14 protein-coding genes are annotated in these 20,723 nt (G+C 63.1%); 2 read left to right on the forward strand and 12 right to left on the reverse strand.

Annotated elements, in window-relative coordinates; all coding sequences use genetic code 11:
• Window positions 1-158: 158 nt before the first annotated feature.
• From ACL0K2_RS01635 to ACL0K2_RS01690, 12 genes are all read right to left on the reverse strand, one after another.
• Window positions 159-1,793: a thiamine pyrophosphate-binding protein gene (locus tag ACL0K2_RS01635; RefSeq protein ID WP_413043625.1), complete on the reverse strand. Its 1,635-nt coding sequence runs from the start codon at window positions 1,791-1,793 to the stop codon at window positions 159-161.
• A gap of 59 nt (window positions 1,794-1,852) precedes the next feature.
• Window positions 1,853-2,845 (reverse strand): TAXI family TRAP transporter solute-binding subunit, encoded by a 993-nt coding sequence (locus tag ACL0K2_RS01640; RefSeq protein ID WP_239608939.1) that lies wholly within the window; start codon window positions 2,843-2,845, stop codon window positions 1,853-1,855.
• 41 nt (window positions 2,846-2,886) lie between these two features.
• On the reverse strand, window positions 2,887-4,845 hold the full coding sequence (locus ACL0K2_RS01645) for a TRAP transporter permease (protein WP_413043626.1): 1,959 nt from the start codon (window positions 4,843-4,845) through the stop codon (window positions 2,887-2,889).
• Window positions 4,846-5,140: 295 nt separating this feature from the next.
• Window positions 5,141-6,379 carry a benzoate/H(+) symporter BenE family transporter gene (locus ACL0K2_RS01650; protein WP_413043627.1) on the reverse strand — a complete coding sequence of 413 codons (1,239 nt, stop codon included), beginning with the start codon at window positions 6,377-6,379 and terminating at the stop codon, window positions 5,141-5,143.
• A gap of 86 nt (window positions 6,380-6,465) precedes the next feature.
• The gene (locus tag ACL0K2_RS01655; RefSeq protein WP_413043628.1) at window positions 6,466-7,269 is read right to left on the reverse strand and encodes an enoyl-CoA hydratase/isomerase family protein; all 804 of its coding nucleotides are present in this window, start codon (window positions 7,267-7,269) and stop codon (window positions 6,466-6,468) included.
• Window positions 7,270-7,293: 24 nt separating this feature from the next.
• Window positions 7,294-8,820 (reverse strand): AMP-binding protein, encoded by a 1,527-nt coding sequence (locus tag ACL0K2_RS01660; RefSeq protein ID WP_413043629.1) that lies wholly within the window; start codon window positions 8,818-8,820, stop codon window positions 7,294-7,296.
• Entirely contained in the window at window positions 8,813-9,328 is a 516-nt protein-coding gene (locus ACL0K2_RS01665) for a (2Fe-2S)-binding protein (protein WP_239608943.1), read from the reverse strand. The genes ACL0K2_RS01660 and ACL0K2_RS01665 overlap by 8 nt, the downstream gene beginning before the upstream one ends.
• Entirely contained in the window at window positions 9,312-10,139 is an 828-nt protein-coding gene (locus tag ACL0K2_RS01670; RefSeq protein WP_413043630.1) for an FAD binding domain-containing protein, read from the reverse strand. Before ACL0K2_RS01670 ends, ACL0K2_RS01665 begins: the two co-directional genes overlap by 17 nt.
• A complete protein-coding gene (locus ACL0K2_RS01675) occupies window positions 10,136-13,111 on the reverse strand; it encodes a xanthine dehydrogenase family protein molybdopterin-binding subunit (protein WP_413043631.1) in 2,976 nt (991 codons plus the stop codon). Before ACL0K2_RS01675 ends, ACL0K2_RS01670 begins: the two co-directional genes overlap by 4 nt.
• A gap of 238 nt (window positions 13,112-13,349) precedes the next feature.
• A complete protein-coding gene (locus tag ACL0K2_RS01680) occupies window positions 13,350-14,042 on the reverse strand; it encodes an RES family NAD+ phosphorylase (RefSeq protein WP_045162307.1) in 693 nt (230 codons plus the stop codon).
• Complete coding sequence (locus ACL0K2_RS01685) at window positions 14,036-14,440, reverse strand: hypothetical protein (protein WP_413043632.1); 405 nt, start codon at window positions 14,438-14,440, stop codon at window positions 14,036-14,038. Before ACL0K2_RS01685 ends, ACL0K2_RS01680 begins: the two co-directional genes overlap by 7 nt.
• 100 nt (window positions 14,441-14,540) lie before the next feature.
• Window positions 14,541-16,007 carry a lipid II flippase MurJ gene (locus ACL0K2_RS01690; protein WP_413043633.1) on the reverse strand — a complete coding sequence of 489 codons (1,467 nt, stop codon included), beginning with the start codon at window positions 16,005-16,007 and terminating at the stop codon, window positions 14,541-14,543.
• A gap of 283 nt (window positions 16,008-16,290) precedes the next feature.
• Here ACL0K2_RS01690 and ACL0K2_RS01695 point away from each other — a divergent pair, with 283 nt between their 5' ends.
• Window positions 16,291-17,535: an MdtA/MuxA family multidrug efflux RND transporter periplasmic adaptor subunit gene (locus ACL0K2_RS01695; RefSeq protein WP_413043634.1), complete on the forward strand. Its 1,245-nt coding sequence runs from the start codon at window positions 16,291-16,293 to the stop codon at window positions 17,533-17,535.
• A complete protein-coding gene (locus tag ACL0K2_RS01700) occupies window positions 17,532-20,612 on the forward strand; it encodes an MdtB/MuxB family multidrug efflux RND transporter permease subunit (RefSeq protein WP_413043635.1) in 3,081 nt (1,026 codons plus the stop codon). Before ACL0K2_RS01695 ends, ACL0K2_RS01700 begins: the two co-directional genes overlap by 4 nt.
• Window positions 20,613-20,723: the final 111 nt, after the last annotated feature.

The following is a 20,723-nucleotide window of genomic DNA, read 5'->3' on the forward strand; positions in this document are numbered from 1 at the left end:
GGCGATGTCTGATCATCTGGTCGAAAAGGCGCCCGGACGCCCTGCGATCTGACCTTGGCGTAGCGGTAGCTGTCGGTTGGCCTGCGGCCGGGAGGCCCAGTGCAAACGCCTCAGTGCGGCTGCCCATCGCCGCAAGGGCAGGCCTACCGGGGAGGTTTTCAGGGACGCAGGATCGCGGGATCCAACACCAGCTCGATCAGGTACGGGCGGTCCGCGGCCAGCGCCTGTTCGAACGCTTCGGCGAATGCTTCGGTCCGCTCCACCCGCGTGGCACCAGCGCCGTATGCCTGAGCCAGGGCAACCATGTCCGGGTTGACCAGATCGGTGCCATAGCGGCGGCCCGGGTAGTGCTTGTCCTGGTGCATGCGGATCGAGCCGTAGGAGCCGTTGTTCACCACGATTACGATGACGTTGGCACCGTACTGCATGGCGGTCGCCAGTTCCTGGCAGGTCATCTGGAAGCAGCCGTCGCCAGCGAAGCACACCGCCGGTCGTGACGGCTGGGCGAGCTTGGCAGCGATTGCTGCGGGCAGGCCATAGCCCATCGAACCGGAGGTCGGTGCCAGTTGGCTGCCCCAACCGCGGAACGGGTAGAACCGGTGCACCCAGAGTGTGTAATTGCCGGCGCCATTGCTGATCACCGCCTCGGGCGGCAACCGGCGTCCCAGCCAGGCGACGATCTCGCCGAGCTGTACCGGTCCGAGCAGCTCGGTCGGCTGCTGCCAGGCGACGCGGCTTTCACGCGCGCGCGCCAGCCAGCTTTGGCGCTCGGCAGAGATATCGCTTGATTCGAACCCGGCGGCCGCCTCGGCAAAGCCTTGCACCGCGGCGCAGATCGCCAGATCCGGTACCCGCACACGTCCGGGCTCGTGCGGGTCGGGATGGATGTGGATCAGTTTCTGCCCTGGCTTGGGCACCTTCACCAGTTCGTAATGACGGGTGGTGATATCGCCCAGCCGGGTGCCGACGGCGATCAGCAGGTCGGCCTCATCGATCAGTTTGGCGAGTTCGGGGTTCATGCCCAGACCCGCGTCACCGGCATAGTTGGGGTGGCCGTTATCGAAACGATCCTGACGCCGAAAGGCGGTGGCCACCGGCAGGCCCTGGGTTTCGGCTAACCTCTGCAATTGCTGACGAGCCTCGGCGCTCCAGCCGGAGCCACCAAAGATCGCCAATGGTCGCCGGGCTTCGGCTAGCATCTCACGCAGCCGGGTCATCGCTTGTGGCGCTGGGTAGCCCTGGCTGATCGGCGCAGGGCCGACCTGGACCGGCTCGATGCGTTCGTACAGCAGATCCTCCGGCAGGCCGAGAACCACCGGGCCCGGTCGTCCGGAACGGGCGGTGCTGAAGGCGCGAGAGAAGTATTCCGGCAGACGCGCGGCCTCCTGGATGTCAGTAGCCCACTTGGCCACCGAACCGAACAGCGCGCCGACGTCGATTTCCTGCCAGGCTTCGCGTTGCTGGAAGTTGCGCGGTACCTGGCCGATGAATATCAGCAGCGGCGTCGAGTCTTGCGCGGCGACATGCAGCCCGGCCAACGCATTGGCACTGCCCGGCCCGCGGGTGACGAAGCAGACGCCGGGGCGTCCGGTGGTCTTGGCGTAGGCCTCGGCCATCATCGAGGCCCCGCCTTCATGACGGCAAACTACCAGGGCGATGTCGGGGGCGTCGTGCAACGCGTCGAGCACGGGCAGGAAGCTTTCTCCAGGGACCGTGAACACTCTGTCGACGCCGTTGCGCCGGAGCAACTCGACGATGGCCTGGCCGCCGTCGGGTCTGTTGTCTTCTGTCATCGGGGCCTCGCTGAGTCGGCTGACAAAGGCTGCACGGACCGGGCCCGTGCAGGTCGGATTCACTCTAGCAGTCCCGCTTCCTGGTAGTACTTGCGTGCACCTGGATGCAGCGGGGCGGCAAGATTGGCCGGCTGCGCCGAGCCTTTGGCGGTCCAGTCCTTCATCGAGCCGAACGAACGTTTGAGGGCGTCCTGGCCTTCCATGACGGCTTTGGTGATGGCGTAGGCGTCATCGTCGGACATCGACTGCGTGGCGTACAGCGAGGTGCTGAAGCCGACGCCTTCTACGGTTGCATCCTGACCTTCGAACATGTTGGCCGGCATGGTGGCGCGTACGAATCCGAACTTCTCCAGATAGGCGATAGCTTCCTCGCTGAGGTTGAGGAAGCGCTGGCCGGGGGTGATCGACAGTTGCGCGGTGTTCGGGTGTCCGGCCGTGGTGATGCCGATGATCATGTCCAGCTTCTTGTCGCCGAATTGGTCCTGCAGAATGCTCAGGTTCGATTTTCCGATGCTGCCGCCGTAGGACTCGATGTCTTCATAACTCAGGCCGTTGGCTTCGAGGATCAACTTGGCGATGTATTCATTCAGGCTGCCCTGCGGACCGGTACCGATGCGCACTGGCAGTTTCTTCTCCTTGATCTCGGCGATGGACTGGATATCGCTGTCAGTCTGCACGGTGATGCGTTGGTAGTACTGGTCGATGCCGCCCACCAACCCGCGCACGTTTTCGATCTTGCGGTCGAATGGGCCGAAGGGCTGTTGGGCCCAGGCGGCCACCGGGGGGAATATCAGACCGATGTCGGCGCGCTTGGCCGCCAGCAGCTTGGTATTGGCGATTGCCATTGGCGTGCCTTGGATATCGACCGTTGAGCCTTCTGGCAGGCGCTGGAGCATTTCGCCGCGCAGGGCGCCGGCGTAGGCGTACCAGGTGGTACCGGTGGGGCCGGCAGCGAACTTGACGTTCACGGGTTCGGCGGCCAGCGCGTCGCCGCAGAGGCCGACGGTGCCCAGCAGGGCAACTGCCGCGTATTTCGCGAGGATCTTTTTCATCTTGTTGTTCTCCTTGGTTGAATTCAGCTGATCCCGTGGCGCTAGACCCCGGATCGTCCCAGCACACAGCCCGCCCGCGCGGCTTTGGATTTGCGGCTCTGCCACACCCAGACCGCGCAGAGCAGGACCAGCCCGCCTAGCGACGCCTTGAGCACCGGTGCAATCAGCAAAGCAGCGGCGACCAGCAACAGCGCCGATTCCAGCAGCGAGTTGTGTGCGCGCAGGTAGCCGGCCACACACCCGGCCAGGGCGTAGCAGCCGATCACCGCGGTGACCACGGCGGGAACGATGGCCTGCCAGTCGCCCTGCAGCAGCAACGCTGGGCTGAAGACGAAGGCGAAGGCCACCAGGAACCCGGCCAGGCTGTAGCGGAACGCCACCCAGCCGGTCTTCCAGACATCCGCCTTGGCGATGCCGCCTGCGACGAACGCGGCCAGGGCCACCGGTGGCGTGACCATCGACAGCGCGGCGAAATACAGCACAAAAAAGTGCGACGACAGCGCCGGGATGCCGAGCTTGTCGAGCGCCGGAATCGCGAGGATGGCGCCCATGATGTAGGCCGCAGTGGTCGGCATGCCCATGCCCATCACGATGACCATGAACATCACCAGCAGCAGCGCCGGGATCAGCATGCCGCCGGACAGCGCGGTGACGAAGCTGCCGAAGGTCAGGCCGAGGTTGGTCATCGAGGCGATGCCGACCACGATGCCGGCTCCGGCGCAGGGGATGGCCACGGCGATGGCACCGCGCGCACCGGAGTCCAGCGCCTGTATCGAATCGCTGACTACCGAGCCCGCAGCCTTCAACACGCCATGCCCGCCCTCGGCGCGAAAGCCTTCCCAAACGCGAGTGCAGAGGCCGAACACCAGGGTGATCCAGATAGCCTCGAGGGTCGCCGAACTCAGCGCCCGGCCGGCCATGATCTGGTAGACCAGCACGAACACCGGGACCAGCAGGTACAACCGCTTGAGCACGCTGTTCCAGGTAGTGCCCAGCTCCGAGCGCTTGAGGCCGGCCAGGCCCTTGCGCCGCGCCAGCAGGTCGACGACGAAATACAGCGCGACGTAGAACAGCAGCGCCGGAATCAGCGCAGCGATCGCCACCTCGGCGTAGGGAATGCCCATGAACTGGGCGATCAAGAAGGCCGCTGCGCCCATGACGGGTGGCATCAGTTGGCCGCCGGTGGAGGAGGCCGCTTCGACGGCTGCGGCCTGCTCGGCGCTCATGCCCGATTTCTTCATCGCCGGGATGGTGAACATGCCCATTACCGCGGCATTGGCCGTGGCGCTGCCGCTGACCGAGCCGAACAGCGTCGAGGAGACGATCGAGACCTTGGCCATGCCGCCACGGAAGCGACCGACCAGCAGCACGGACAGGTCCATGAACAGCTGACCGCCGCCGAACAACTGGAGAAAGGCGCCGAATAGGAGGAAGTAGAAGACCTGGCCGTAGGAGACGATGCTGGGGATACCGAACACGCCTTCGTTCTGCAGTACCTGCACATCAAGGAAGGTTTCGAGGAACAGGCGGGTCGGCTCGCCATCGTGGCCGATGATGCCGAGCATCGGGATGTTACGCAGCTGCGGGCCGATGAACTGGTAGACCAGAAACACCAGGATGACCACGGTCAGACCCAAGCCCAGGGCGCGGCGCACCGCCTCGATCACCAGGGCGATGGTGGTGATGCCGATCACCAGGTCGATCGGCCGCAGCGGATCGACCATGGCGATGCGCATCGTCAGCTGTTCAGCGTTGAACAGGTAGAACAGGCCGATAGCGACCGCCACGGTGGCCAGCAAGTAGTCCGAGGCGCGCACCACGTTGAAATGACCGAGGTCCTGCTTGCGCAGCGGGTGGGTGATGAAGGTCAGCACCAGGCCGAACATGATGTGGATCGGCACGGCGACGATCAGGTCTAGCGGCGTGCCGTAAACCATGTAGATCTGGAACGCCGACCAGCAGAGCGCGACGAAAGAGGCGGGATTGACGAATTTTCTCATGGGGTCAGTCCTGCACGGTGGCGGCTTGAGGCCGGAACTTGGTGGCGCTGCGCGGAGGGCGGGCGTACGCGCAGTTCGAGCCTGGGATAGGAGCACTGGAGGCGGCGAGACGGGCCGGCAACCCGGAGGTCTGGCGAAGGATCATGACGGTTCACCGTTGTTTTTCTTATCGGTTGTCTGCTCGGCCGATGCAGGGCATCGGCGGCGGATTCATCTTGCTGCCTGTCGGATGGCCTGGCCATTAACGATTTTTGATACGGGCCATCAGGCAGTGCTCTAGCTGTTCGCGCAGGGGCTATTGGCGCCGTTCAGCGCGGATTTCACCGAGCAGCGCGGACACCGCGACGCCGAACAGCAGCGCCCAGAATGGCGAGCTGATGCCCAGCAACGAGAACTGGCTCATCGCAACGGCCAACGCCACGAATGCACCGATCTGACAGACGCCGCCTTTCTGGAATGCCTGCTGCAGCGCGCCCAGCAGCACGCCGATCATGGCCAGCCCGGCGACCACCACGATCAACGCCTTGGGGAAGGCCAGAATGAAGGGCACCGCCAGCCCCGCGAACAATCCGAACAGCCCGAACAGCACCCCATTGACGATCGCCGCGCCGTAGCGCAGGCGCGGATCGTCGCCGGCCTGCTCGGAAGAACAGATGGCTGTCATCGGTCCGGCGATATTGGCGTTGTGACCACCGAGCAGCCCGGCCAGCACGCCGCCGATGCCGCTGATAACCGTCATCGCGTTGACCGGCGGGCGATATCCTTCGGCCATCAGCACTCCGGTGGCCTGGGCGTTTTCCGCGCCGATCACCAGCGCCGTCAGTGGAACGGTGATGGCCAGGAAGGCATCGAGCGAGAAGCTCGGCGCGGTGAAGGCCGGCATCACCCAGGCGATGTTCACGTCCGCCGGTTGCAGCTGGCCCAGGGCGAAGGCCATCACCAGCCCGATCACGCCGGCGACCAGCACTGGCGGCACCGCACGGGTGAACCGTGTGACCAGGAAGAAGCTCAGTGCGGCGACGCCGGCGATCAGCGGCGCGCTGACGATGGAATCGATCGCGCCGGTGGCGAAGCGGATCAGTGCGCCGGCAATCATGGCCATCACGATCGGCATCGGCAGCCAGCGCATCAGTTTTCCGATCAGCCCGGTGATGCCCAGTATGAAGACCAGCAGGCCGCTCATGATGAAGGCACCCACCGCATCGCTGAACGGTATGACGGTCAGCGATGCGGCGAGGATCGCCGCGCCGGGAATGGTGTAGGCGCCGCAGATTGGCTGTCGATAGCGCAGCGCCAGAAACAGGCTGATCAGCCCGCCGAGGACGTAGATTGCGAACAGCCAGGCGACCGTCTGCGCATTGCTCAGACGGCCGGCTTCAGCGGCGTTGATCACCACCAGTGCCGGGCCGGTGCAGCCGAACAGGGCAGCGACCACGCCGGCGCTGATGGATTTGGAATTGAATGCTCGGCGCAGCGTCGGCTCGCCGGTGGTGGCGGCTATATCGACTGCCGGATGGGAAAGGTTCTGGGACATGGCAACGCCTTCGCTTTGTTGTTGTGCGTTCGCCGAGCGCCGCCCGCGGTGGACGGCACGCGTGTGAGAGTTACCCGCCGCGGCGCTTATTCACCACGAAAGACCGCCTGACGCTTGCCGTGGAACGCCTCGACGCCTTCCTTGAAATCTGCCGAGCTGCGCAGCCGGCTGTAGCAGTGGCCTTCCATTTCTATGGCGACTGTCAGCGGCGCGTCCTCGTTGTCATTGATCAGCTTCTTGGCGGTGCGCTGGGCCAAGGGCGAGAAACGACGCAGTTCGTCGACCAGCGCGTCCACGGTGCTTTCCAGCTCGCCGTCCGGTACGCATTCAGTGGCGATGCCCCAGTCGTAGGCCTGCTGACCGGTAATGCGCTTGGCGCGCATGACCATGTGCTTGGTGCGAGTGATGCCGATGATTTTCTGCAGGCGAGCGGAGCCGCCGGACCCTGGAATCTGGCCGAGATTCTGCTCGGGAAGGGCGTAGCGGGTGGTCTCGGACGCGATGCGGAAATCACATGCCAGCGACAGCTCGAAACCGACGCCAAAGGTGTAGCCACGGTTAGCGACGATGACCGGCTTGGTGCAGCGCGCCGGTGCCGCGACGTTCCAGGCCAGCTTGGAGACATGCTCCGGGGAGGCCTCGAGAAAGCCTTTGATGTCGCCCCCGCTGGAGAAATGTTCGCCCTGGGCGCGCAGCACGACGACGCGAATCCCGTTGTGTGCATCCAGGGCTTCGAATACTTCGCGCAACCTGTCGCGTTGGCTCATGGCGATCACATTGAACGGCGGGCGACCCAGAATCACATCGGCGCGTTCGCGGTCGAGGCTGAGCTCAACGGTGAAGCCGTCGAATTGGGTTTCCATAAATTGTTCGATCTGCTGGTTATTCATCGTGTTTCCTCATTGTGAAGGGGATCAGCTGACGGTTTCGGAGCCGTATTGCGCCACCAGCATGCGGCGCAAGATCTTGCCGACCGGGGATTTGGGGATCTGGTCAATGAATTCGTAACGGCGTGGACGCTTGAAACGAGCGAGTCCCGAGGAGACGCAATGGGCGTCCAGTTCGGCTTCGGTCACCGGGTGGCGTAATTTGATGAAGGCTGCGATCAATTTGCCCCACTGCTCATCGGGGAGCCCGACCACCGCGACCTCCTCGACGGCCGGGTGCAGCGACAGCGCGTTTTCAATCTCGGCTGGGCTGACGTTCTCGCCGCCGGTGATGATCAGGTCATCGACTCGGCCGGTCACAAAGAGGTCGCCATCCTCGTCGAAAAAGCCGGTGTCGCTGGTGAAGTACCAGCCCGCCTGGATTGCCTTGGCGTCGGAATCGGGGCGCTTCCAATAGCCTTCGAAGGCTTCATCACTGGCCAGGTCGGCGATGATCTGACCTTCCTCGTTCGGTTTGCAGAGGTCGTCCGGCGAGGTGCTGCCCAGTGCGACGACACGGATGCGCTGATTGAGCGCACTGCGCCCGGATGAACCCGGCTTGCTGCTGGCCTTCTGGTCGATGGTGAAGGTGTAGATTTCGGAGCTGCCGTAGTGGTTGACGAACAGCTCCGGCTTGAACGCCTGATCGACCCGCTGCATCAGGCCATCACTCATCGGCGCGCCAGCGAAGCCGAGCTTGGTCACGCTGGCGACACGCTCGGGGTTGAAGGCGGGATGCTCGATGAGCATGTGATACAGCGTTGGTACCAGATACAGGTTGGTGATGCGCTCGCGCTCGATGGCACCCAGCGTTGCTTCGACATCGAACTTGGGCACGCACACGAAGTGACCGTCGAGCAAGGCCATCGACAGAAGGGAACGCACACCCATGGTGTGATACAGCGGCATGACGCCCAGGGTGCGCTCCTCATGGCCGTAGAGATTCTGCGCCACATGCGCCACGGCGGAGGCTCGTTCGGCGCGATGGCGGCGGGGCACGCCCTTGGGCCGACTGGTCGTGCCTGACGTGTAGAGCATGAGCGACCAGTCTTCAGGGGAGGCACGCAGGATCGTTTCGTTCGGTGGCTGAGCGCAGAGCTGCTGAAAACTCATGACGCTGTCGCCCACTGGCCCGCCGAGGCTGATACAGCGGATATTCTCGACTGCGCATCCCTTCACGGCGCTCCGCCCAGAGTCGTCATAGACCAGCACGCGAGCCTCGGCGTCCTTGAGGCACCATGTCAGGTCCTCTGTGGTGCAGCGCCAGTTCAGGGGCGTCATGATGATCCCGCTGAACTGGCAGGCCCAGTGCAGCGTGGCCATTTCCCAACGGTTCTGCATGACGGTGACCAGATGGTCGCCCTTCGTCAGGCCCAATTGCTCGAGGCCGAAGCTCGCGCGCTGAATGTCATCGAACCAGGCCTCGTAGGTTTTCCTGAGCTCGCCATCGCTGATCGCGATCGCGTGCGGTCGGCGCTCGACCGCGGCGAGAAAGCTGCGTCCAAGGTCAAACATGGTTGTCGTTCTCCACGGTGTTTTCTTGTCGTTGTCGTGACACTTCCAGTACCGCCTGGACCATGCCGGTGTAGCCGGTGCAGCGACACAGATGCCCGGAAAGCATGTCGCGGACCTGCGTTTCATCCGGATTCGGCATACGCTCCAGGAATTCGACGCATGACATGAGGATCCCGGCGGTGCAGAACCCGCATTGCAAGGCGTGATGACGGCTGAACGCCTGTTGCAGGTCGTTCATGATGTCGTCGCGGGCCAGCGATTCCACGGTGTCCACGCGGCGGTCATGAGCCTGTACCGCCAGCATCAGGCATGAGCGCGAGGCCACGCCGTCTACCAGTACCGTGCAAGCCCCGCACACGCCGTGCTCGCAGCCCACGTGCACGCCGGTGGCGCCCAGCTCGTGGCGCAGAAAGTCGCACAGCTGCATGCGAGGCTCGGCCAGGGCTTCGCGCTGGCGGCCGTTGAGTTCCACTTTGACGGGGAAGCGCTGGTCAGCTGGCGCGTGCATGGTCGGTACCTTCGATCAGTTGTTGGCCTAGCTCGCGCACCAGCTGACGCCGGTACGCCGCGCTGGCGTGTACATCGTCCTGCGCGCCAAGCGACCAGGCGAATGTGTTGAGTGCGTCCTTGAGTTCCGCGCCCAATGGCAACCGGCGTAGGACCGAGCGATCAGCCACGCCGCCAATGCCAAGGTCTACGTGGTCCTGTCTGATGCAGGCGGCCAGCGCAACCAACGCGAAGTCGCCATGGCGCATCGCAACCTCACGAAAGCGATAGCTGACACCGGGTTCGAGCAGCGGAAAGTGCACTTCGACGACTAGCTCGTCTGGGCGTTTTTCTGTGGTCAGCACGCCCTGGAAGAACTGCTCGGCCGGCAGCTCTCGACGTTTACCCTTGAGTGATTCGAGTACCACCGTGCCGCCCAGCGTGACCAGGCACAGCGGGATCTCGGCGCTAGGGTCGGCATGGGCGACCGAGCCACAGACGGTGCCCCGGTTGCGGGTCTGGAAATGACCGATCCACGGCATGGCCTGAGCCAGCAGGGGCACTTCATGGACCAGGCTGGAGCGGTCCAACAGCTCCACCTGGCGCACGGCAGCACCCACGACCAGGCGGTTTTTTTCCAGCTTCTGATAATGCAGGTCGCTGGCGTGGTTGATGTCGATCAGCACCTTGGGTTGTGCCAGGCGCATGTTCAGCACCGCCATGAGTGACTGCCCGCCTGCGATGATGCGGGCCTGCTCGCCGTGTTCGGCCAGTAGCTGCAGCACCTCGCGCTTGTCAGCGGCACGGATGTAATCGAATGCGGCGGGTTTCATTTCTCACCTCCGAGACCCAGCAACGTGCGCAGCCGCTGCCACAGGCTGGTTTCCACTGGCTTGCCCGTCAGTCGATGCGCTAGCCGTGTGAATATCTGGCCGATGATCACTTTCGAAGCGCTCTGCAACATGCGTCCGCCGACCGCGGCGACCTTGCCGCTGACCGCCGCGTCGTAGGCGTAATCCAGGCGCGTATAGCCGCTTTCCAACTCGATGAAGGTCACCTTGGCGCTGCCGGTAGCGGAGCCCATCGGGCTGTTGCCTGAACCGGACAGCCGCAATGAATGCGGAGGCTCAAGGTCCGTAAGCCCGACGCGAGCGGCGAAGCGCGCGCGAATCATGCCAACGCCCACTGTCACGTCGGCGCGGTAGTGGTGCTCGCTTTCCAGCTCGAGCGCGTGGCAACCGGGGATGATCGCCTTGAGTGTTTCCGGATCGAGCAGGGCGTCGAACACCGCCTGCGGCGGTGCCGGAATCTCGACCGAATCCTGGGCCTGCAGGGCAGAGCCGCCCGCCACCCGTGGACTGTTCAGCGTGACGCCTTCGGGCGGAGGCGGCTCGTCGATGCCGATCATGGTGCGGACCCGTGAAGGCGTCAGCGGCAGCTTGATGTCGGAACGTCCCAGTGCGTCGGCCATGGCATTGGCGATGCACACCGGTGTGCTCATGTTGTTGCCTTCGCCCACGCCCTTGGCGCCAAGCGGAGTGAAGGGCGAGGGCGTTTCCATATGCAGGATCAGCGGCTCGATAGCCTCGGGAGCGGTTGGCACCAGGTAGTCGGCAAAGGTACCCGACAGGAAGCTGCCGTCTTCGCCATACGCGAATTCTTCCATCAGCGCCACGCCGAGCGCCTGGGTGAAGCCCCCGCGGATTTGTCCGTCGACCAGCATCGGGTTGAGGATGCGGCCGGCGTCGTGACAGGTGACGTAGCGGTCTATCTGTACCTCGCCCGTGATCCGGTCCACCTCAAGACCGCAGTAGTCGAAGATGAAGCCGTAGCACAGCGAGCTGTTGATGCAGTCGTTGTCGTCCGGAGCGGTCAGCTGCGGCGGCGTCCAGAATGCGGTTTCGCGCAGCCCACCTTCCTCGTTATCGGGAAGCAGGCCTGGCGACCAGTGGGTGGACCCCGCGATACGATGGAACGCTTGGTTGGGGCCGCCTTCGACGAACACCTTGCCATTGGCAAAGCGCACCTGATCGGCCGGCACGTCCCACATCGACGCCGCAATATCGGCCATACGCTCGCGAATTCTCACGGCGGCCTTGTAGACAGAGCCGGCAACCGCACCGGCAAAACGGCTGGAATAATTGCCGGATGCGATCGACCAGGCGTCCTTGCCGGTGTCCAGCTCGACATTGACGTTGATGCTGTCGAGCGCCACGCCCAGCACCTCCGAGACGATCTGCGCCACGACGGTCTGATGCCCCTGACCCTGGGGCGTTGATGAAATATGCACGGTGACGCCACCGAGCGGGTCGACGCTGACCGTGGCGGTGCTGACCGCACCGTTCTTAGGCCCGCTTTTGCGTCGTTCCTCAGGCGTCATCGCCGTGGTGATATAGCCCATGTTGGATATCGACGGCTCGACTACCGCGGTGTAGCCAATGCCATAAAGGCGGCCTTCGGCACGGGCCTGTTCGCGGCGCCGTAACAGTTCATCGAGCCCACCCTCACGAACGGCGAGATCGACCGTCGCGGGGTAATCGCCGGAGTCGAGTAGGGCCCCGGCAGCGGCCCGGTAGGGAAAGACGCCCGCTGGTACGAGATTGCGGCGAATGACGTGCAACGGGTCCAGTCCCAGCTGGCTGGCGACCTTGTGCATCAGGCGCTCGAGCGCGAAATACACCTGGCCGCCGCCGAACCCGCGGTTTAGACCGCTTGGGACTTTGTTGGTGAGCACGACGCGATTGCGCACCGACAGATTGCGGATGGCGTAGGCACCCGACAGGTTGCCGTGCATGCGGTAGAAGGTAGCCGGCTCCGGCGCGCGCAGGTAGCCACCGCAGTCGTCGATCTGGTCATAGTGCAGGGCGGTCACGCGCCCGTCGCTTTCGACCGCTGCCTGAATCTCGCAGACCCGATTGGTTGCGCTGGACGAGGCTTGCAAGTGTTCCAGACGGTCCTCGACCCACTTCACCGGTGCGCCGACCTTGCGTGCCGCCAACCCCATCAGCACCACGTAGGGGAAAACCCCCTGTTTGATGCCGAAGCTACCACCCGAGTCTGGCGGCGTACGAAGGCGCAGACGATTGCCGGGTACGTTCAACGCACGCGCCATCACCGAGTGCAGTGCATAGGGGCCCTGAAAATTAGAAAGGACGTCATAAGTGCCGGTGGCGGGCTGGTATTGCCCCAGCACCACGTAACACTCGATGGGCGTACAGGAGTTTCGCGGGTAATGGACCTTGATCGAGACCCGGTGAGGGGCGGTTTCGAACGCCTGCTCCGGCTCCCCATAGTGGAAGTGTCGTTCGTTGACCACGTTGCTGCCGACCGCTTCGTGAAGCACGGGGGCGCCGTCTTCCGCCGCGGCCTCCGGATCGATGATCGGCGGGAGCGGTTCGTATTCGACCCGCACGGCATCCAGCGCGTCCTCGGCCAGGTAGCGGTCTTCGGCTATCACCACACAGACCGGCTCGCCAACGTAACGGGCTTTGTCGATCGCCAGGCACCAGTGTTCCATGGGCGCACGAACGCCCACCGGGAACGGATTTGCCCAGCGTTTGACATCTTCTCCGGTGAGGACGCCATGCACGCCCTTCATGGCCAGCGCAGCGTCCATGTCTACCGAGATGATGCGGGCGTGGGCATGAGGAGAGCGGACAATGGCAGCGTGCAACGTGCCGGGTGGAACGGCGACATCGTCGGCATAGCGGCCCAGCCCGCGCAGTAGCGCCGCGTCCTCGACGCGACGCTGGGACCGTCCTATCTGGCCGACCCCGTTCTTGGCAGTGGGTTGGTAGGTGTTCATACGGGACTCTTGTTCTGATGTGTCCCGAGTATCGAAGAGCGCCCGGCCAGGCCGCCTTGCCTGTCGCTATGAAGTTTTGCCCATGGGTTTTGGAATTTACCGCTGAGTCTGATTTTGACGATAAAGCCTGGTCGCGCGATGGGAATGGAGCCAATAGGCGCGCCGCTTGCGGTCAGGGCGATGCGGCCTGAACCCAGTAGATTTTCTGGATTTATGAGCGCTTGCTGTTATGGCGCGCTTAAATCGCGCTGACGAGACTGACGCTGGAAATTCGACCGTTCCAGATCATTTCGTAATGAGCGGTCTGGACGATGGACAGCACCGGCTTTGGTGTCATCAGCGCCCAGCATTCCTGGTCTTCTTTGCGTACCGAGCGGTATCGCAAGCCGGGCTTGCCGGAGGCTTTCACCGAGCGTCCGAGGCGACGGCCTTGAGCGTAATCATCGGGATCGTAGATGGGGTCAGTCATCGGGACGGACGTTGCGTCGAGCATCCCGGCTTCGTTGAATCGGCACGACAAGCCGCGGAAGACGAACCGGTCGTAATTCAAGCCATGAACTTTCGACCAATATTGGTCCTGGTGATAGCGCACTTCGGCAAGGGCCGTATCCATCGTGCTGGCCAGGTAAAGCACGCCGAAGGTGCCATCGCTGAACCGCGACCCCGCGGGGTTCACATGGGTAAAGGGACTGGTTGCGTATGAGCAGCCCGGAATGCCGAAGGGGATTTCCGTACGGGGTATCAGCTCGAGGCGCCCGGTCTCGTTGTGGAGTCTCGGGTTCGTCAGGGCTTGCAACTGATACAGCGTGTCGAATTCGGCCGCGTCTGCAACATCATCGAACAAGGCAATAGGCGGAAACTTCGAGTTAACCAGCCGATACGCCTGCAGCTGGGCGTCAGCCCGCTCCGGCAACTCGCCCAGCGCTACCATTGAGCCCCCCGTAGGCTATCGATGCGCCGGAACGATTCGTACAAGGAGATCATGTCGCCCTGGGCCATGATCTCCAACGGCGAGCGTCCGTTGAAGAACTCGTTGTGGTTGGCCATGGCAGGGAAACCGTAGACGTTTTCCGGGTTATCGAAAACCAGCCGTAGCGCGGCGTGAATGTTGAGCACGAAACTGATGCGTTGCATCTGGTCCGGGTCGAGGTTCACCGACCAACTGGCGCCACCCAACTTGGCGCGCGCATGGGTGCTGCGCGAGATCCGCAGGATGTTGCAAGCCTGTTCGGTGGTCGCCTGCCACTTCTCAAGAATATTCACCGCGGCTCGCAGGCCCGTTGCGCATTGATCCTTCGTAAACGCCGGTGCTGGGAGAATTGCTGTCATGGCTTATGTGCCTGCTTTGATTCTGTAGACGCAAACATAGCATTTATTGTGTCTGTAGACAAAGGTTGCAGCAAGGAGCCCATCTCGGAGCACGGAGCCGTCAGGCTTTCTTCATCGACCAATAGGTGGGTTTGAACAGGTCTCGCTCACCCAGCAGCACTACGCCGACAGCGAAGGCACAGAGCACCAGCGCGATATACAGGCACAACTGCAGCAACCCCTGCGGCGCGGGCAGCCAATGCAACGCCGTGGCGACTGCAGCCGCGGTGGCGAGCCAACGCAAGAGCACGCCCGGCGCCAGCCCTGTGGGCGACGCACGATAGACGTACAGTCCCATGAACAATGCCTGCATTGTCGCGCCGCAGGAGAAGGCGAACGCCAGGCCCTCTGCACCGTACGGAGCGTAGAGCAGTGCGTCGAGGCCGATCGTCAGGGCAGAGCTGATCAACGTGATCACCAGAAACAGACGTGACTGATGCTGAGCCAGGAGCGCGCGTCCCCAGAGCAGCGCCAGCCCCATTGCAGGAAGGCCCAGCGCATACAGGATCACCAGCGATGCCGTCGCGTCGGTTTGCGGTGCACCGAACTGACCTCGCTCGAGTAGCACCGATACCACCGTTTGCGGGAACGAACATAGCACCACCGCCGCCGGCACCAGGAATAGCAGGGTGGCCAGCAATCCTTTGCGTATCACTGCGGCGTGGCCGCTGAGATCGTCGTCGTTCCAACTCGAGACGAAACGAGGAAAGAGCACCGCTAACACCGACAGCGCATAGAGCGTGAGCGGAATGGTGACGATGCGGAACGCAAAGGACAGCATGGTGATGCTGCCTTCATCCAGGAAGGAAGCGAACATGCGCTCGGCAAGAATGCAGCCTTGCTGCGCCCCGGCGGCCAGCAGAACCGGCGCGAATGCGAGGCCGAAGCCGCCCGCATGCCCCGTCGTCTCTACGGTCTTGGCTCCACGCAGATAGGCGATGCGCCGATGCTGCACCAGTATCAACACCAGTTGGGGCAGCAGCATGCCGATGAAGATCACCATGCCGGTGGGCTGGAACAGCAGGATCCCGATGATCGCGCCGGCGTTGAGCAGTACCGTGCGCGTCATCGGCAGGATGAACACTTCATCCATGTTGAGCAGCGCCCCCTGGCAATACAGGACAGCCTGAACGGCGATGAGCGCTGCGCCGACGCAGAACACGATCTGGCCGGAGGCAACTTGAACGTCTGTCCAGCCGGGCGCCAGCAGGTTGAGAATCCAGTAGCTGCCGACGACGGCGACGCCACTGACAGCTGCGCCCATAAGCATTACCCGCCAGTAGAGCCAGCGGCTGACGGTCTCAAACAGGGCTTCGGACTGGCTACGCAGCTTTTGCAGGTACGGGATCATCGCATCGCGCAGGGCAAGACCGAGGAAGTTCTCGAAGAACATCGGCAGGATCAGCGCGACGAAGATAAGGTCCGCTTCCCAGCTCAGGCCGAAGGCCTTGGCAATGAACAGGTCGCGTAGAAAACCGAGGAGAAAGCTGGCGACAGTCAGCGCCAGGATAACCAGTGATGCGTTCATTCCTTGATCCTGTGCAGACCATTATCGGGTGGCCTGATGAATAGCGGTATGTCGACCAGATGCAGTGGCTCGTCGGAGCAGTTCCGCTGAGTCTCGCTCGCCAGCGCTCCGGAGAACGATACATAGACTGGAAGGCTCAAGCATGGTTCCTGGGACCTGATCGCAGGTTTTGCGGTCCGTTTTGCTCAGGACAACTCCGGATACGTAAAAATGCCGTAAATCTCCTTTGCGAGCGGCGTGCGACTGCTTATGGTTCACGCTCATTTCCAAGCGAACCCCGTTCATGTCCGAGGCAAACACTTCTTCTACCGGCTCCGTATGGCGCTGGCTGATCATCGGCGGCGTGATCATCGCGATCGTACTGCTGCTCTGGTGGCTATGGCCAACCGCCGCCGAGAAACCGAAACAGCAACCTGGCGGGCGTCCGGCTTTCGGTGCGTTCGGTGGCCCGACACCGGTACGGGTCGCGGTGGTCGAACAGGGCCGGTTCGAGGTTTATGCCAAGGCGCTGGGTACCGTTACGCCCCTCAACACGGTAAATGTGCGCAGCCGTGTGGCTGGCGAGCTGGTCGAAGTGCGCTTCGAAGAAGGCCAGCGGGTGCAGGCCGGCGACTTGCTCGCCGTGATCGATCCGCGCCCCTACGAGGTGGCGCTGCAACAGGCGGAAGGTACGCTGCAGCAGAATCGCGCGCTGTTGCAGAACGCGCAGGTCGACCTCAAGCGTTATCGGGGCTTGTTTGCAGATGACAGCATTGCCAAGCAGACCCTCGACACGCAGCAGGCGCTGGTCAACCAGTACCAGGGCACACTCGCCGCGAATCAGGCGGCGGTCAACGAGGCCAAGCTGAACCTGCAGTTCACTCAGATTCGCGCGCCGATCGATGGCCGCGTCGGCTTGCGCCAGCTGGATCAGGGCAACCTGGTCGCGGCCAACGACACCACGCCGCTGGTGGTCATTACCCAGACTCAGCCCATGGCGATCAGCTTCACTTTGCCGGAAAGCGACCTGCCGCCGGTCATTTCGCGTTTTCGTCGCGGCGACGAGCTGTCGGTGCAGGCCTGGGACCGTGGCGAGCGGGTGCTCTTCGGCGAAGGCGTACTGGAAAGCCTCGACAACCTGATCGACACCACCACCGGTACGCTGAAAATGAAGGCCCGCTTCGATAACGAGGCGGAGCTGCTGATCCCCAACCAGTTCGTCAACATTCGCCTGCGCGTGGAAACCCTGGACGACGCGATTCTGATTCCGTCAGCGGCGTTGCAGTTCGGCTCGCGTGGAAACTATGCCTACGTCGTCGGGGAGGATTCGAAGGTCGAGCTGCGGGTGCTCGAGGTGGGCCCGAGTAATGGTGACAAGACGGTCGTCACCAAAGGGCTGAGTGTCGGCGAGCGGATCGTCATGGAAGGCACCGATCGCCTGCGTGACGGCAGCGAAGTCGAAGTGGTGGATCGCCAGACGCTCGCCGAAGAAGCGGCCGCAAATCCGAAAGTCGATACCCAGAGCGCCAAGGAGCGTCCGGCGCGATGAACCTGTCGCGGCTTTTCATTCTCCGGCCGGTGGCGACCACCCTGACGATGATCGCGATCCTGCTGGCCGGGTTGATCGCCTATCGCATGCTGCCGGTTTCGGCGTTGCCGCAGGTGGATTACCCGACCATTCGGGTCATGACGCTGTATCCAGGAGCCAGCCCAGAGGTGATGACCAGCGCCGTGACCGCGCCGCTGGAGCGCCAGTTCGGGCAGATGCCCGGGCTAACCCAAATGTCCTCGACCAGTTCCGGCGGCGCGTCGGTGATCACCTTGCGGTTCTCGCTGGAGGTCGAGCTGGACGTGGCCGAGCAGGAGGTCCAGGCGGCCATCAATGCCGGCAGCAACCTGCTGCCGAACGACCTTCCGGCGCCTCCGGTGTACAACAAGGTCAACCCGGCGGATACACCAGTGATGACGCTGGCGATCACCTCGGAAAGCCTCGCACTACCGGAACTCCACGATCTGGTCGATACGCGCATGGCACAGAAGCTCGCGCAGATCAGCGGCGTGGGCATGGTCAGTATCGCCGGAGGGCAGCGCCCCGCGGTGCGCATTCGAGTCAATCCGGAGGCGCTCGCGTCCTACGGCTTGTCGCTCGCCGATGTACGCACCTTGGTGACCAGCTCCAACGTCAACCAGCCCAAAGGCAATTTCGACGGCCCGACGCGGGTATCGATGCTCGATGCCAACGATCAACTGAAAACGCCGGAGGAATACGCCAATCTCATATTGGCTTATGAGAATGGCGCGACACTGCGACTGAAGGATGTCGCTCACATCATCGATGGCGCCGAGAACGAGCGCCTCGCCGCCTGGGCCAATCAAAGCCAGGCCGTGCTGCTGAATATCCAGCGTCAGCCCGGTGCCAACGTGATCGAGGTGGTCGAGCGTATTCAGGCGCTGCTTCCCGAGGTCACCGCCAGCATGCCGGCCGGTCTCGATGTGGTGGTGCTCACCGACCGCACGCAGACCATCCGCGCCGCGATCACCGATGTGCAGCACGAACTGTTGATGGCCACCTTCCTGGTCGTGATGGTCACCTTCGTGTTCCTCAAGCGTCTGTCGGCGACCATCATTCCCTCCATCGCGGTGCCGCTGTCGCTCATCGGCACCTTCGCAGTGATGCATCTTGCCGGATTCTCACTGAACAACCTGACGCTGATGGCCCTGACCATCGCGACCGGTTTCGTGGTCGATGACGCCATCGTGATGTTGGAGAACATCGCCCGCCACGTGGAGGAGGGCGAGACGCCACTGCAGGCCGCGCTCAAAGGTGCCAAGCAGATCGGCTTTACGTTGATCTCGCTGACGCTGTCGCTGATCGCCGTGCTGATTCCGCTGCTGTTCATGCAGGACGTGGTGGGGCGTCTGTTCCGCGAGTTCGCCATCACCCTCGCGGTAGCCATCCTGATCTCGTTGGTGGTGTCGCTGACGCTGACGCCGATGATGTGCGCCAAGTTGCTAAAGCCAGCCACGGTGGAGAAATCCAAGCCGGATTGGGTCGAGCGCCTCATCGGCGGCTACGCGCGCTGGTTGACCTGGGTGTTGGGCCATCAGGCGCTGACCTTGCTGGTCGCGGTGGTGACCCTGGGGCTGACGGTGGTGCTGTATCTGGCTGTGCCGAAAGGCTTCTTCCCGGTGCAGGACACCGGCGTGATCCAGGGCATCAGCGAGGCGCCGCAGTCGATCTCTTTTCGAGCGATGAGCGAACGGCAGCAATCGTTGTCCCGCGTGATTCTCGCCGATCCGGCGGTGGCCAGCCTGTCGTCTTATATCGGTGTCGACGGCGACAACGTGACCCTCAACAGTGGTCGCCTGTTGATCAACCTCAAGCCTCACGCCGAGCGCGCCGTCACCGCGAGCCAGGTCATCGATCGGCTGCGCCCGGAGCTGGCGAAACTGCCGGGCATCGAGCTGTACATGCAACCGGTGCAGGATCTGTCGATCGAGGACCGGGTCAGCCGCACGCAATTCCAGTTCAGCCTCGAATCACCGGATGGCGAGCTGCTGAAGGAGTGGACGCCACGCCTGGTCGCGGCCCTGCGCGAACGCCCTGAGCTGACTGACGTCGCCAGCGACCTGCAGAGCGATGGTCTGCAGATCTATCTGGATATCGACCGCGACGCCGCGGCGCGGCTGGGTATCGGAATATCAGCGATCACCGATGCGCTGTACGACGCCTTCGGTCAACGCCAGATCTCGACCATTTTTACCCAGGCCAGCCAGTACCGCGTGGTGCTCGAGGCGGAGGCGGGCAACCGTATCGGGCCGCAGGCACTGGAACAACTGTTCGTGCAGAGCGAGGGAGGCACCCCGGTGCAACTGTCGAGCCTGGCAACCCTGGAGCAACGCAGCGCACCATTGTTGATCAATCACATTGGCCAGTTCCCGGCCGTGACATTGTCATTCAACCTGGCCGACGGTGTGTCGCTGGGCAAAGCGGTGGAAGTCATCGAAGGCATCGAAGCCGAGATCGGCCTGCCGGCCGGCATCCAGAGCCGCTTCCAGGGCGCCGCCGAGGCGTTCCGCGCATCGCTGTCGAGCACCTTGCTGCTGATCCTGGCGGCGGTGGTGACCATGTACATCGTGCTGGGCGTGCTCTACGAGAGCTATATCCATCCGATCACCATTCTGTCGACGCTGCCATCGGCCGCAGTCGGCGCCTTGCTCGCGCTGTTGCTGACCGGTAACGACCTGGGGCTGATCGCCATCATCGGCATCATTCTGCTGATCGGTATCGTCAAGAAGAACGCGATCATGATGATCGACTTCGCTCTCGAAGCCGAACGGCAACAGGGCATGAGCCCGCGAGACGCCATCTATCGGGCAGCATTGCTGCGCTTCCGTCCGATCCTGATGACGACCCTGGCCGCTCTGTTCGGTGCGGTACCGCTGATGCTGGCGTCCGGCTCGGGTGCAGAACTGCGCCAGCCGCTGGGGCTGGTGCTGGTCGGCGGGTTGTTGCTCAGCCAGTTGCTCACGCTATTCACCACGCCGGTGATCTACCTGTTCTTCGATCGCCTGGGCAATCGCTTTGCCCGCAAGGATGCGGCAGGGCAGGAGGCGCGCGTATGACCGGCAACATTTGGCCAGCAACGCTATGCGATCCCGTGGCTATTTCTCGGATGGGTTGCACGCGTCCTAGGTGCAGGGATCGGTTCGGGCAGGGCTTCGGTTTATCGTCCC

The organism is Pseudomonas sp. YJ42, assembly GCF_047225135.1.
Taxonomy (GTDB): domain Bacteria; phylum Pseudomonadota; class Gammaproteobacteria; order Pseudomonadales; family Pseudomonadaceae; genus Stutzerimonas; species Stutzerimonas stutzeri_E.

Excerpts from the sequence above, each read along its gene's own strand:
- ACL0K2_RS01635 (WP_413043625.1), bottom strand. The coding sequence starts at position 1,793 with ATGACAGAAGACAACAGACCCGACGGCGGCCAGGCCATCGTCGAGTTG.
- ACL0K2_RS01690 (WP_413043633.1), bottom strand. The coding sequence starts at position 16,007 with ATGAACGCATCACTGGTTATCCTGGCGCTGACTGTCGCCAGCTTTCTC.
- ACL0K2_RS01675 (WP_413043631.1), bottom strand. The coding sequence starts at position 13,111 with ATGAACACCTACCAACCCACTGCCAAGAACGGGGTCGGCCAGATAGGA.
- ACL0K2_RS01665 (WP_239608943.1), bottom strand. The coding sequence starts at position 9,328 with ATGCACGCGCCAGCTGACCAGCGCTTCCCCGTCAAAGTGGAACTCAAC.
- ACL0K2_RS01640 (WP_239608939.1), bottom strand. The coding sequence starts at position 2,845 with ATGAAAAAGATCCTCGCGAAATACGCGGCAGTTGCCCTGCTGGGCACC.
- ACL0K2_RS01650 (WP_413043627.1), bottom strand. The coding sequence starts at position 6,379 with ATGTCCCAGAACCTTTCCCATCCGGCAGTCGATATAGCCGCCACCACC.
- ACL0K2_RS01695 (WP_413043634.1), top strand. The coding sequence starts at position 16,291 with ATGTCCGAGGCAAACACTTCTTCTACCGGCTCCGTATGGCGCTGGCTG.
- ACL0K2_RS01660 (WP_413043629.1), bottom strand. The coding sequence starts at position 8,820 with ATGTTTGACCTTGGACGCAGCTTTCTCGCCGCGGTCGAGCGCCGACCG.
- ACL0K2_RS01680 (WP_045162307.1), bottom strand. The coding sequence starts at position 14,042 with ATGGTAGCGCTGGGCGAGTTGCCGGAGCGGGCTGACGCCCAGCTGCAG.
- ACL0K2_RS01670 (WP_413043630.1), bottom strand. The coding sequence starts at position 10,139 with ATGAAACCCGCCGCATTCGATTACATCCGTGCCGCTGACAAGCGCGAG.
- ACL0K2_RS01685 (WP_413043632.1), bottom strand. The coding sequence starts at position 14,440 with ATGACAGCAATTCTCCCAGCACCGGCGTTTACGAAGGATCAATGCGCA.
- ACL0K2_RS01645 (WP_413043626.1), bottom strand. The coding sequence starts at position 4,845 with ATGAGAAAATTCGTCAATCCCGCCTCTTTCGTCGCGCTCTGCTGGTCG.
- ACL0K2_RS01655 (WP_413043628.1), bottom strand. The coding sequence starts at position 7,269 with ATGAATAACCAGCAGATCGAACAATTTATGGAAACCCAATTCGACGGC.
- ACL0K2_RS01700 (WP_413043635.1), top strand. The coding sequence starts at position 17,532 with ATGAACCTGTCGCGGCTTTTCATTCTCCGGCCGGTGGCGACCACCCTG.